Below are 13,104 nucleotides of genomic sequence, written 5' to 3' on the forward strand. Positions count from 1 at the left end.
ACAAACTTAATCAGAAAAATAAATTATAGATTTAAAGGGGGAATATTTCATGAAAAGCAAAAAAATTTTAAAACCAGATGATACAAGGAAACGTCTCCTTGCTATTATATCCAGTGCATCAGGGAACCTAGTAGTATGGTATGATTTTTATGCTTACTCATTTACGTCGATTTATTTTGCTTCGCAATTCTTTCCTGCAGATGATGATGTCGTTACACAACTTTTAAAAACCGCAGGAATCTTTTTTATTGGCTTTCTTATGCGTCCAATCGGAGGGTGGATTTTCGGATCTATTGCTGATCGTTATGGCCGCAAACGCTCAATGCTCTTTTCTATTTTGGTGATGTGTGGTGGTTCTTTGCTCATCGCCATACTTCCTACCTACAAAACTATTGGAATAACAGCAACATTCCTTCTTCTTTTAATCCGAATGATGCAAGGACTTTCAGCGGGTGGTGAATATGGTACGGCAGCAACGTATATAAGTGAAGTTGCACTCAAAAAACATCGTGGTTTCTTTGCTTCTTTTCAATCTGCCACACTTATTACCGGACAACTTCTTGCCAGTTTTATTATATTCATTTTAGCACTTTACCTCACTGAAGAACAGTTAAAATCATGGGGCTGGCGTATTCCTTTTATGATTGGTGGATTAGGAGCATTGGTTGCGATTTATTTGCGTCGTTCGCTCCATGAAACAACAACAAAAGAAAACCGTGCTAAAGTACAAACTGGGAGTATTAAAGAACTTCTCACCAAACACAAAAAAGCCTTTCTTGTAATTACTGTTTTTGCATCAGGAGGATCTCTCACATTTTATACCTGTACAACTTACATGCAAAAATATCTAATTACAACGACTGGATTTGATAAACACACTGCTACAACAATAATGACTGCTGCACTCTTTATTTTCATACTATTTCAGCCCATAGCTGGTTTTCTAGCCGACAAAATTGGAACAAAAACTTTACTCATCATTTGGAGTATACTCGCTACACTCTTTACATTTCCTGGGCTTAGCATAATAGGTAACACGCAGAATCCTTGGGTTGCCTTATTACTCATTATTGGAATGCTCTGCATTATGAGCATGTATACATCTATCTCTGGTGTTGTAAAATCAGCAATGTTTCCTGCTTCAGTGCGGGCACTAGGAGTTAGCCTTTCTCATGCTATAGGCAATGCATTATTTGGTGGCTCTGCTGAATACGTAGCACTTGGTTTAAAAAATATGGGACATGAATCTATCTTTTATTTCTACATAACCGGTGTGATGATCATTACCTTCATCGCACTTCTCTTTGTACCGGATATGAGTAAAGGAGGATATCTCCAAGACAGCGAAACCTGTTAACTTCCTACACGAAATGAAAAAGCCCAAGAAATTGGGCCTTTTTATCATTATTGCATAAGAATTCTTGTTTAATACTGCTTAAATTTTATGAAGCGCATTTAATTGCTTGGCCAACAAATAATAAAAGGTTACACGACTTTTTCTGCGATCTCCAGACATCATCTCTGCAACTTTTGAAACAGCTGCTTTAGCACCCTGTTCATCAGCACCTAATACATCTTGAACCCATTTTTCAACGCGTTCTAATTCTTTTGGATCCGATGTAGCAACAAGGGATGCATCCTCTTTTTTCATCACCAAAGCTAAACGCTGCCTCAGCCGTTCTACTGCAACTTCATCGGGATTTTGGTCATATAATTTAATATCTGCTAAATCATTTATCATTCTGCGCCATCTCCTCTCCAAGAATTCGCAGCTGTATTTTACAACCGCATCATATAGCTTCGTAAATAACTAGAGGATTTAAAATATTAACAACCCCCCCCCTTTTACAAAGCCCGTTCTTCATCTATATTTAAAGAGCTGGCTTGCCAGCTATGGTAATAAATGGACAATGAAATAAACTCATTGGACCCGGGGGCGGTACCCGGCGCCTCCACCAAAATATAATAAACAAAAATTTATATTTTGATGGGGGCGAAATAGGATCGACAAGAGTGTAAAGATTGCTCTTTTACTCGGTATAGTACCACCGTTATCGGACTAAATGAGTAGTTGCAAATGACAACTATGCGGAAGCACGTCTCGCCGCTTGAGTCGGCGTGAATGCTTCAAATTAAGTCTTAAACCGTCGCAGGTTTAAGCGGGGTTCGAAGGCACCTGGCAACAGAAGCCTTCACTCTTATAAATTTGATTGATTAGACATTATTTGACATAAAGTTTTGTGTTTTTCTCAATTAATTAAGTGCATTGTAAACAAAATATTGCTACCTTAAAAAAAATTCATTACACGATATTATTTATGCTCAGCTACTGTGTAAAATAAAAGGAATAAACTTCGATGGTTCAAGATCAAATCCGTTACGATATTCTCGTTCAGGATGCGCTCCGTGGAGTTATCCGTAAGGTTTTATCAGAAGTTGCCAAAGCAGGGCTTCCAGGTAATCACCATTTTTTTATTACTTTTTTGACAAATGCACCAGGAGTAAAAGTTTCTACTCGACTTAAAAACCGTTATCCAGAACAAATGACAATTGTATTACAACATCAGTTTAGAGATTTAAGCGTGTCAGAAACTGCTTTTGAAGTAACACTCTCTTTTAGAGAAATTAGCGAAAAATTGGTGATTCCTTTTGCTTCTATCCAAGTATTTTATGATCCTGTCGCATCATTTGAAGCAGCATTTGATCTACCCTCAAATCTTATCTCTGAAGATATTGAAAATTCAGAAAAGAGCTTATCCACACCTATCATTTTATCGGATAAACAAAAAAAAGAAAATACGCTCTCAAAAGAACAAAATCTCAGTACAAATAAGAAACCTTCAAACAATGATACCAAACAGAGTGCTGATGTTGTCTCATTAGATTCTTTTCGGAAAAAATAAATAAATTTGCTTATGACTGAACCAATTAACCTTCGCCAATTTCGAAAACAAAAAAAGCGAGTAGAAAAAACTATTCATGCAGAAGAAAATCGCTATCGCTTTGGAAGAACCAAAACTGAAAAACTTTTCGAGAAAAAAGAAGCTTTAAAGGTACAAAAGTTTCTTGATCAAAACCGTTTATCCTTTGACGAATAAGAGTAGAAGAATGCACGAAAATGATTCCATCAATTGGTCAAAAATGGTTCCGCAAAAAATATCGGTTCGGATTAATGGACACGCAACAAGTATATCTTTAGAACAGCCATTTTTAGACATTCTCAAAGCCGTAGCACACAAAAAAAGACAATCTTTAGCTTTTATTATCTCTGATATTGACAGCAAGAGACCACAACAAGTAAATCTCTCGACTTCATTACGCATTTATGCTCTTCAAAGCGTTCTTATCCAACGCGTTTAATATTTTGTTTTTATTTTTTACGATCTCTGTTTTCTTATTTAACAAAAGGTGTTGTGGCTTTATTGAAGAAAAGTTTTTTAGACCTAGCGCTCAGATCAAAAAAAGACTACACAAAAGGTATAATGAATAATTTTCCTGATCACATACCATTCTTTGAAGAAGATGCTCTCCCTCTCCAAAATAAAAAGAGCTCTGGGGTGACTACCCATACTTTAACAATAAAAGAGCAAACACAATGTGGTATCGATTATTTGGAACAACTCAATCCCGAACAGCGGCAAGCTGTAATGAATACTGAAGGGCCACTGTTAGTTCTTGCAGGAGCTGGTACTGGAAAAACACGAGTTTTGACGACACGTATTTCTCATATTTTGCGCTCCGGGCTCGCCTCTCCTAGGCAAATACTTGCTGTAACTTTCACCAATAAAGCAGCACGTGAAATGAAAATGCGTATTGGTGAACTTATTGGTGAAATTGTTGAAGGCATGCCCTGGCTTGGAACCTTTCATTCCATCGGTGCAAAAATTTTGCGCCGTCATGCAGAACTTGTTAATTTAAAAAGCAATTTTACAATTCTTGATAATGATGATGTTACTCGGCTTTTAAAACAGCTTATTCAAGCTAAAGGCTTGGATGATAAACGTTGGCCCGCACGAAACCTTGCCGTAATAATTGATTCTTGGAAAAATCAAGGACTTTCACCACAACACATTTCAGAAAGCGATGCCCATTCCTTTGGAAATGGCATGGGACGTGAACTTTATCGTAGCTATCAGGATAGATTAAAAAGCCTTAACGCCTGCGATTTCGGTGATCTGCTACTGCATTCTATCTCTATCTTTCAACATAATCCAGATATTCTTCAAGAATATCATTCCAAATTTCTCTATATTCTTGTAGATGAATATCAAGATACGAATACAGCACAATATCTTTGGCTTCGCCTTTTGGCACAACAGTCTAAAGGGAAAGATATTAACATTTGTTGTGTTGGTGACGACGACCAGTCTATTTACGGGTGGCGAGGTGCTAAAGTTGACAATATATTGCGCTTTGAAAAAGATTTTCCTCCTGCAAAAATTATTCGTTTAGAACGCAATTATCGTTCAACATCACACATTCTCAAAACTGCTTCTCACCTCATTTCTCACAACCAAGGAAGACTTGGAAAGATACTTTTCTCTGATCAAATAAATACCGAAGAAGAAAAAGTAAAAATTCATACAGCGTGGGATTCCGAAGAGGAAGCGCGCGCAATTGGAGAAGAAATTGAACGTGCACAACAAGCAGGTCATTCATTAAATCATATGGCTATATTGGTGCGTGCATCATTTCAAATGCGTGAATTTGAAGATTGTTTTGTAACACTTGGACTCAATTACCGTGTTATTGGCGGTCCACGCTTTTATGAACGAATGGAAATACGTGATGCCATGGCTTATTTGCGCGTTGTTGTCCAACCAGCAGATGACCTAGCCTTTGAACGTATTATCAATACACCTAAACGCGGCTTAGGAGATGCAACTCTACGCACCCTTTATGAGAGTGCACGTGCACGTGCTATTCCTCTCTTTTCTGCTGCTGCAGCAATAATTGAAACAGATGAGTTAAAACCCAAAGCACGCAGTGCTTTGCGAAGTGTTATTGAAAACTTTCGCCGTTGGCAAAATATGCTGCAATGCACTCCCCATAAAGAACTTGCCGAAACAATTCTTGATGATTCAGGCTACACAGCTATGTGGTTAGAAGATCGTTCACCTGAAGCAGCAACACGATTAGAAAATCTTAAAGAAATGATCCGTTCTATGGAGCAATTTGAAAGCCTTAACAGCTTTCTAGAACATGTTGCACTGATTATGGATGCTGAAAGCAACGAAAACACTGATGCAATCAATATTATGACTCTTCATTCAGCCAAAGGGCTTGAATTTGAAACAGTTTTTCTTCCTGGTTGGGAAGAAGGTCTCTTTCCTCACCAACGCTCATTGGATGAAGGAGGTCGTTTAGGATTAGAGGAAGAACGTCGACTAGCTTATGTAGGACTGACAAGAGCAAAAAAATATTTACATATATGGTTTGTATCCAATCGAAAAATTCACGGACTTTGGCAATCTGCACTTCCTTCTCGTTTTTTGGATGAATTACCAGAAGAGCATGTAGAAGCTATAGAAATGCGAACATCTTACGGTGGTTATGGAAAGTCTTCCTTGAAACCTCACAATCCCTTTTATAATGATTATGCTACACCAGAACAAAAACGTGCACAAAAAAGTATTAAAGAAAAAATCATAACCCAATCACTCTCTGAAACAACCCAAGATTTTTCAATTAATGATCGGATCTTTCATATAAAATTCGGTTATGGTCAGATCACAGAGATAGATAATCATAAATTAACTATTATGTTTGAGAAAGCTGGAGAAAAGCGAGTCCTTGATAATTTTGTAAGCAAAGTTTAACAGAAGTCACATGAAAACACCTTTTTACTCCTAAGAATTATTTTCCATTTTATTTTAAATGTTATTTCCATTTGTAAATAAAAGCTTCGATTGACAAATTTTGCATATCAGGTAGTGCATTATGAATTTTATCAAGCGGCCAATTCCACCACACCATCTCCAAAAGTGTCTGAATCACTTTATCAGAAAAACGCATCCGCAATTGCTTAGCAGGAACACCAGCGACGATCGTATAAGGCATAACATCTTTCGTTACAACAATGCTCGCACCAATAATTGCACCATGTCCAACTGTCACTCCAGGCAGAATAACCGCACCATGTCCAATCCATACATCATGCCCAATGGTAACACGTTTTGTACGACATCTTTTGCGAAAAGAACTATCTGACTCCATATAGCGGAAATATTGGTTAGGACGATATGTTATTTTATGTGTTGAAATACGTTCTATGGGATGTTCTAACACACTCAAAGACACATGAGATGCAATAGAACAAAATCGCCCAATATCGCTATAAATAGCCTCACAGTTATGCTGAAAATAAGAAAAATCCCCAATTGTTACATCACACAAAATCACTCGTTCTTTAATTTCTACATAGCTTCCCAATTTACAATCATATAATTGTGCAGCTGGATTAATACGAGGTTCGCAAGCACGAAATTTGTGTACTCATTCTCTTTCACCTAATTATTTTTCCACAAAAACAGAAAAGTATACCACAAAATGAATAAAATCAATCATGAAACAGAGATTGCAAAGCCAACTAGCCGGTGTTACAATTTTCCGATCTATCTAAGAAAGTTAAATTATGAAAAATGTAACACGCATATTGGGGCTAACGATCATATTTCTTGTAGGCATTTTTATTTATGACACATTAAAAAATAAGCCTTTAGGTGAGAATTTTATACTCACTGATTCTAATGGCAAAACTATCACTGAAGCGGATATTCGAAGCAAGCCTTCAGTAATTTTTTTCGGCTTTACCATGTGTCCTGAAAGCTGTCCTACCACACTGATCAATCTTGATCGATGGCTTACAGCACTCGGCCCAAATGCCGATAAATTAGGAATATGGTTTGTCACCGTTGATCCTGAACGTGACACACCCGAAATACTCCATGATTATCTCAGTAATTTTAACAATCAAATTATCGGTATCAGTGGAGATCCTGAAAAAGTTCATAAAATGGTAAACTCCTTTAACATCGTTGCTGAAAAAGTACCAGGAAGAGATGGAAACTACACTTATAATCACACAGCAGCAATTTTTTTACTAAAAAAAGGCGGCAAACTATCCGGTGTTATTCCTTATGAAACAAACGAGATCGACACTGAGTTAAGAGACAATATCGCCATTGAACGGCTAAAAAAACTCATCTTGGACTAAATAAAAAGCTAGCTAAAAGAAAGAACAGAATGTCACAGCAAATTCGTCTGTATTATAATGCCTTTAAAAACGAAGCAGAACAGTTTTATACTCTTATGGAAACAACTTTTGATGAAGAAGGATATCCTCTTGCTCTTGTTGAGATAAACGAAAAAAATTCCTTGTATGAACTTTCACTTTATATAGATAAAGAAAATCAGGAGGATGTTTCAGAACGTTTTGCAAAAATCCTTTCTATAGATCCTGATAAAATTAATTGTGAAATTTTACCAAATATTGATTGGGTTAAACATAGCCTTAAAGGACTTACACCTGTACGTTCTGGTCCTTTTTTATTACATGGAAGCCATAATAGAGGTGATATTCCACCCAATGTTTTACCTATTGAAATTGAAGCTAATCAAGCTTTTGGAACAGGCCACCATGGAACAACAGCTGGTTGTTTGGAAATGATTGCCAAAGTAATGCAAAATGAAAATCCCCAAAATGCTTTTGATCTTGGTACCGGCAGTGGAGTATTAGCCATTGGCATAGCAATGCTCAAACCCATTTCTATACTTGCGTCTGATATTGATCCAATTGCAACCAAAGTTGCACAACACAATATCGAACTTAATGGTGTAAAAAAATATGTTACAGCTATTACAGCAACAGGTTTTACCCATGATGAAATCGCTTCACGTGCTCCTTTTGATCTCATCATTGCCAATGTTCTTGCCAATCCGCTCATTGAACTTGCACAAGAAATGGTACAAGCACTCCAAAAAGGTGGATCACTTATATTATCTGGAATTCTTGAAGAACAACACACTCACGTACTGGAGGCTTATGTAAAGCAGGGTCTCAAACATATTGAAACATATCACCGTCAAGGATGGGTTACGATACATCTTAAATAAATTGAAAAGGACGTTGTTATGTATCAATCCTTTGAGGCAACAACAAATCCAACCTATGCTGTAGAACGCATTTCCTCTCTTCGTAAAAAACTCGATCACCTAAGACTAGATGGCTTTCTTGTTCCACGTGCTGATGAACATCAAGGAGAGTATATTCCCCCGAATGCTCAACGTCTTAGCTGGCTCACTGGCTTCACTGGATCATCGGGTATTGCACTCATTTTAAAAAATAAAGCTATTATATTTACAGATGGACGCTATAAACTTCAAGTTCGCCAACAAACTGATCCTTATATTTTTGATTACGAAGATCTCATAACTTGCCCACCCTCACAATGGCTTGAAAAAAATGGGAAAAAACTTTCTATTGGCTTTGATCCATGGCTTCATACTATCACTGCTATAGATATATTGAAAAAAACATTAGAAATAAAAATAGGTGGAAAACTTATAGCGGTTCAACAAAATCCTATTGATCTTATTTGGCATGATCAACCGAAACCCCCTCAATCTGCCTTATCGATTCATCCTCTCAAATATGCAGGATGCAACCCTGATGAAAAGCTGACCTTGATTCACCAAAATATCAAGCAAGCCAATGCAGATGCTTTTATTTTTACAGACCCTTCCTCTATTGCATGGATATTCAATATACGTGGGAATGATGTTCCCAACACTCCTTTTACCCTTTGTTTTGCTCTTACCCCCATCAAAGAAACACCCGCATTATTTATTAACAGCGAAAAATTGGGTCTAGAACAGAAAGAATATCTGGAACATTATGCAAAGTTATATGAACCTGAGCAGTTTATCCCAAAGATCAGAGATTACATCCGAAAAGGAATGATTTTTGCCTTAGATCCACAGTTAACATGCGAAAAATTACGCATTGTTATTGAAGAAGATAGAAAATCTTTCATCACACTTACCAACCCTGTTGCTCTACCGCGTGCTATTAAAAATAGCACAGAACTAGACGGTGCACGTAAAGCACATCTGTGCGATGGCGTAGCACTTACCCGGTTTTTTTCTTGGTTAGATACACAAATACCAGGCACAATAAGTGAAATTACTTCTGCCCAAAAATTAGAAGAATTTCGTATAAAGACAGCAAAAGAAATGGGAGAAAAACTTGAAGATCTGTCTTTTGACACAATCTCAGCAGCAGGCGCAAATGGCGCAATTGTTCATTATAGGGTAACCACTGAAACAAATAAACTTCTGAATGCAGGTGAACTTTATCTTGTTGATTCAGGTGGACAATATCGTAATGGCACCACAGATGTCACACGCACAGTGGCAATTGGAAATATTGGAGAGGAAGAAAAACGCTGTTTTACTCTTGTTCTCAAAGGTGTAATTGCTCTTTCAACTGCACGATTTCCCAAAGGCACACGCGGACAAGACATTGATATTCTAGCACGCATTGCATTATGGAAGGCTGGCTTTGACTATGCCCATGGTACTGGTCATGGTGTTGGATCTTATCTCTCTGTTCATGAAGGACCACAAAATCTTTCACGCAATGGTAGCCAAGAACTGATTCCTGGAATGATTATTTCTAATGAACCTGGATATTACCGTGAAAGAGCTTTTGGCATTCGTATTGAAAATTTACTCATTGTAAGACCAGCACAAAAAATTAATGGTGGAGATATAGAAATGCTTTCGTTTGAAACACTTACAAATTGTCCCATTGATCGAAGATTAATTCTACCAGAGCTTTTAACACTACCAGAACGACAATGGCTAAATGATTACCATGCACGTGTTTATCAGATTAATGCACCTTACTTAAATGAAGAAGATAAAAAATGGGCAAAAGAAGCAACAAGGCCTCTTTAAATGAAGAAGCACAATATCTTCTACTCTTCTTACAAAACAACGCACTTTCTCTTTTTAAGAAAAAATGTACATTTTCCATCAGAAAATACACAGAATATTTCTACAAAATAACTTCTAGTATGATAAACGCTAGCCCAAGTGGAAAATGATAATGCTTATTTTGCTACTTTATCCTCCACCATCTCCAAACGATTATATTCCCTTATTCTGCTATAATAGAAACTTTCATTATAATTCTTAGCATAATCTCCATTATATCATATTTATTACAATCAGTTTATTATGGTATCCTGGATTTGAATTTCTGCATATAGATTCACAATTTTCACCTTTTCAGTTCGCTTCAAAGTGATAATCTATATTTTTTCTGATAATAGAATTTATATATTCTTCGTAATAGCCGATAAAGTACAATATTAGGTTCAATGTTAATCGTTTTTAACACTTAATAAATATTTAAAGTACATGGTAGGTTGTTGGTGCCCAAAAAATAAACTTTGTTAAACCTTTTTTCGTATACTATTATCAATAGCACATATACGAAATCATTTTCAATAAAAGGAATCTATCAAAAAAAACTTCTAACAAGGCTTCGTTGATAGTCTTCTACTCTATTACTTCTTTAAATTTTAAAGATGTAAATAATATATCCATTTTTTCGCAATAAAGTGGAAGCAATTTAATTACATTTGTGATGAGTTTTCTTCTTTATCGACAGCAGAAAAAAGTCCCTCAAAATTAAAAAACTAAATATTAAAACAGAATCTTTCTCTTTAGCAACAAAAGCAAAAATCCTTTCATTATATCAGCATTCTAAAGAACAATATTTTACGACACTAAAGATAATTATAAGATTTCATAGGGTTATATATAACTCTTAATATCAATAAATCGTACCTAATGAAGAACAGCAAATAGGTAAATTCGTCATACTTGAAAAAATCTTCCCTAAACATAATGTCCTTCAATCAACTGTAGCCAAGTCTCTTCATCGATAACTTCAACGCCTAACTCTTGTGCTTTAGTTAACTTCGATCCTGCTCCAGCTCCTGCAACAAGGAGATCTGTTTTTTTAGAAAGTGAACCGGAAGTTTTTGCCCCTAACCGTTCTGCCAATGCTTTTGCTTCATCACGTGACATACGTACCAAAGTTCCTGTAAAAACAATGATTTTTCCTGCTATCGATGAAGATGCTGTTATTATAGGTTTTTCATCAAAAGGAGTCACTTCTTCAAGCAAAACAGCCAAAACCTCACGGTTATGCGCTTCCTTATAAAAATCAATAATTGCGCTCCCTACCTGTGGTCCAATTCCTTCAATATTGATGAGCTCCATCCAAGCCTCATTGCCTTCTTTACCTGCCTTAACACATGGCATGGTAGCTGCTATCGCCGCTGTCTCAAAAGCCGTATAATTTTGATAAGCATGTGCAAGACGTCGTGCATTTACTTCCCCCACATGACGAATTCCTAATGCAAATAAAAAACGACTTAAAGAAATTTTTCGGCGCGCATTAATGGCATCATAAAGTTTACGAACTGAAATAGCACCAAAACCTTCCATATTTTCTAAGCGCGTCAAAGATTTTTCTTGGCGACGTTGTAAAGTAAAGATATCGGCTGGTGTGTTAATACAAAGAGTCTTGTCTTGAACATGAAAAAAAAATTCCACCTGTTTTTTCCCAAGTCCCTCAATATCAAAGGCATTACGCGAAACAAAATGACGAATACGCTCAATCGCTTGTGAGGGACAAATAAGCCCACCTGTACATCGACGCACAGCTTCACCTACTTCACGAACAGCATGACTCCCACAAGCTGGACATAGATGAGGAAAAACAAAAGCAGAAGAGTCTTTTGGACGCTTTTCAGCAACAATATCAACGATTTGAGGAATAACGTCACCCGCACGTTGGACAATCACGGTATCGCCTACACGGATATCACGCCCTTCACGAATTAACTCTCCTTTATGGCCAATTCCTTTAATATAATCCTCATTATGCAAACTTGCATTGGTAATCACTACCCCCCCAACAGTAATAGGTTTAAGGCGCGCAACAGGGGTTAAAGCTCCAGTTCGTCCTACTTGAATATCAATGCCTTCCAAAAGAGCCATAGCTTTTTCTGCTGGAAATTTATGCGCAATTGCCCAACGTGGTGAACGAGATACAAACCCCAATCGCATTTGGAACTTTAAATCATTAACCTTATAAACAATCCCATCAATATCATAACTTAAAGAATGGCGCAGTTCTTCGATATCATGATAATATGAAATAATTTCTTTCACTGTCTGAAAAACTTTTGTGAATGGATTGATAACAAAGCCATATTCTTTTAGCTTTTTCATCATTCCCATTTGGTCCACTGCTGGCATTTCACTTACTTCACCCCAAGCATAAGCAAAAAATTTAAGTTTTCTACTTGCCGTTACCCGTGAATCGAGCTGACGTAAAGAACCAGCTGCAGCATTTCTAGGATTAGCAAAAGCGAATTTTCCCTCACTCTGTTGTTTCATATTAAGCGCTTGAAAATCCTCCCTCCCCATGTAAACTTCACCGCGAACCTCAATAATATCAGGAAAATTACTCTGCAAGACTTTTGGAATATCAGAAATTGTTTGTGCATTCGCTGTAACATTTTCACCTATATACCCATCACCTCGTGTTGCTGCACATACAAGCCTTCCTTTTTCATAGCGCAAAGATAAAGATAAACCATCAATCTTCGGTTCAGCTGTTATTTCTAATACTTGTGCTGCTGGCAGCCGCAAAAAACGACGAACACGCTCCACAAACTCACTAACATCTTCAGAATTAAAGGCGTTATCAAGTGAAAGCATCGGCTGTACATGAACAGATTTTTCAAACTTTTCGGAAACTGGTGCTCCAATTTTATGTGAAGGCGAATCGGCACGAATGAGTTCAGGAAAGAGAGCTTCAATTTCTGCATTACGTTTACGAAGAGCATCATATTCAGCATCAGAAATTTCAGGTTGGTCATTACAATTATAAAGCACATCATGACGTGCAATCTCTTTTGCTAACCACTCTAATTCACTTTCTGCCTCAAAAGCAGTGAGGTTTTTAATTTTATCCTTATTCATAAAATCTATTCCAAATTATGGACTATAGCCATAAGA

General features: G+C 36.9%; 10 protein-coding genes, 1 other RNA gene and 1 pseudogene. 9 read left to right on the forward strand and 3 right to left on the reverse strand.

The annotated features are described in order from the left end of the window. The first annotated feature begins 49 nt into the window (after positions 1–49). Positions 50–1,357, forward strand: coding sequence for an MFS family transporter (locus HWV54_RS01320; protein ID WP_005864946.1), 1,308 nt, complete (start codon positions 50–52; stop codon positions 1,355–1,357). Positions 1,358–1,435: 78 nt separating this feature from the next. Here HWV54_RS01320 and HWV54_RS01325 read toward each other — a convergent pair whose 3' ends face one another. Then, the gene (locus tag HWV54_RS01325; RefSeq protein ID WP_005864944.1) at positions 1,436–1,741 is read right to left on the reverse strand and encodes a DUF2853 family protein; all 306 of its coding nucleotides are present in this window, start codon (positions 1,739–1,741) and stop codon (positions 1,436–1,438) included. 98 nt (positions 1,742–1,839) lie between these two features. On the opposite strand from HWV54_RS01325, the gene ssrA reads away from it, so the two are divergent. The 5 genes from ssrA (at position 1,840) to HWV54_RS01350 (ending at position 5,819) form a co-directional block, all read left to right on the forward strand. Beyond that, positions 1,840–2,197, forward strand: a transfer-messenger RNA (tmRNA) gene (gene ssrA, locus HWV54_RS01330). A gap of 160 nt (positions 2,198–2,357) precedes the next feature. Then, positions 2,358–2,903 carry an SspB family protein gene (locus HWV54_RS01335; RefSeq protein WP_005864943.1) on the forward strand — a complete coding sequence of 182 codons (546 nt, stop codon included), beginning with the start codon at positions 2,358–2,360 and terminating at the stop codon, positions 2,901–2,903. Positions 2,904–2,915: 12 nt separating this feature from the next. Further along, complete coding sequence (locus tag HWV54_RS01340) at positions 2,916–3,098, forward strand: DUF4169 family protein (protein WP_005864941.1); 183 nt, start codon at positions 2,916–2,918, stop codon at positions 3,096–3,098. Between the two features lie 10 nt (positions 3,099–3,108). After that, positions 3,109–3,360 carry a ribbon-helix-helix domain-containing protein gene (locus HWV54_RS01345; protein WP_005864939.1) on the forward strand — a complete coding sequence of 84 codons (252 nt, stop codon included), beginning with the start codon at positions 3,109–3,111 and terminating at the stop codon, positions 3,358–3,360. Between the two features lie 122 nt (positions 3,361–3,482). After that, positions 3,483–5,819, forward strand: a complete 2,337-nt coding sequence (locus HWV54_RS01350) for an ATP-dependent helicase (protein ID WP_040296441.1) — start codon at positions 3,483–3,485, stop codon at positions 5,817–5,819. A 61-nt stretch (positions 5,820–5,880) separates the two neighbouring features. Here HWV54_RS01350 and HWV54_RS01355 read toward each other — a convergent pair. Then, positions 5,881–6,477: pseudogene (locus tag HWV54_RS01355) on the reverse strand (DapH/DapD/GlmU-related protein); the annotation flags it as partial. Between the two features lie 157 nt (positions 6,478–6,634). Between HWV54_RS01355 and HWV54_RS01360 the strand changes: the two are divergent. Genes HWV54_RS01360 through HWV54_RS01370 form a run of 3 tightly spaced genes read left to right on the forward strand, consistent with a single transcriptional unit; the run spans position 6,635 to position 9,960 of the window. Continuing rightward, positions 6,635–7,216 carry an SCO family protein gene (locus HWV54_RS01360; protein WP_005864933.1) on the forward strand — a complete coding sequence of 194 codons (582 nt, stop codon included), beginning with the start codon at positions 6,635–6,637 and terminating at the stop codon, positions 7,214–7,216. A 29-nt stretch (positions 7,217–7,245) separates the two neighbouring features. Further along, positions 7,246–8,115: a 50S ribosomal protein L11 methyltransferase gene (locus HWV54_RS01365; protein ID WP_005864931.1), complete on the forward strand. Its 870-nt coding sequence runs from the start codon at positions 7,246–7,248 to the stop codon at positions 8,113–8,115. An 18-nt stretch (positions 8,116–8,133) separates the two neighbouring features. Beyond that, a complete protein-coding gene (locus tag HWV54_RS01370; protein ID WP_005864929.1) occupies positions 8,134–9,960 on the forward strand; it encodes an aminopeptidase P family protein in 1,827 nt (608 codons plus the stop codon). 948 nt (positions 9,961–10,908) lie between these two features. On the opposite strand, the gene ligA is transcribed toward HWV54_RS01370, so the two are convergent. Next, positions 10,909–13,068 (reverse strand): NAD-dependent DNA ligase LigA, encoded by a 2,160-nt coding sequence (gene ligA / locus HWV54_RS01375; RefSeq protein WP_005864928.1) that lies wholly within the window; start codon positions 13,066–13,068, stop codon positions 10,909–10,911. Positions 13,069–13,104: the final 36 nt, after the last annotated feature.

The sequence above is a fragment of the Bartonella alsatica genome (assembly GCF_013388295.1).
GTDB classification, from domain to species: domain Bacteria; phylum Pseudomonadota; class Alphaproteobacteria; order Rhizobiales; family Rhizobiaceae; genus Bartonella; species Bartonella alsatica.

What these genes read in the sequence shown, in the direction of transcription:
- HWV54_RS01340 (WP_005864941.1), top strand. Translation starts at nt 2,916, where the DNA reads ATGACTGAACCAATTAACCTTCGCCAATTTCGAAAACAAAAAAAGCGA.
- ligA (WP_005864928.1), bottom strand. Translation starts at nt 13,068, where the DNA reads ATGAATAAGGATAAAATTAAAAACCTCACTGCTTTTGAGGCAGAAAGT.
- HWV54_RS01325 (WP_005864944.1), bottom strand. Translation starts at nt 1,741, where the DNA reads ATGATAAATGATTTAGCAGATATTAAATTATATGACCAAAATCCCGAT.
- HWV54_RS01370 (WP_005864929.1), top strand. Translation starts at nt 8,134, where the DNA reads ATGTATCAATCCTTTGAGGCAACAACAAATCCAACCTATGCTGTAGAA.
- HWV54_RS01345 (WP_005864939.1), top strand. Translation starts at nt 3,109, where the DNA reads ATGCACGAAAATGATTCCATCAATTGGTCAAAAATGGTTCCGCAAAAA.
- HWV54_RS01360 (WP_005864933.1), top strand. Translation starts at nt 6,635, where the DNA reads ATGAAAAATGTAACACGCATATTGGGGCTAACGATCATATTTCTTGTA.
- HWV54_RS01365 (WP_005864931.1), top strand. Translation starts at nt 7,246, where the DNA reads ATGTCACAGCAAATTCGTCTGTATTATAATGCCTTTAAAAACGAAGCA.
- HWV54_RS01335 (WP_005864943.1), top strand. Translation starts at nt 2,358, where the DNA reads ATGGTTCAAGATCAAATCCGTTACGATATTCTCGTTCAGGATGCGCTC.
- HWV54_RS01320 (WP_005864946.1), top strand. Translation starts at nt 50, where the DNA reads ATGAAAAGCAAAAAAATTTTAAAACCAGATGATACAAGGAAACGTCTC.
- HWV54_RS01350 (WP_040296441.1), top strand. Translation starts at nt 3,483, where the DNA reads ATGAATAATTTTCCTGATCACATACCATTCTTTGAAGAAGATGCTCTC.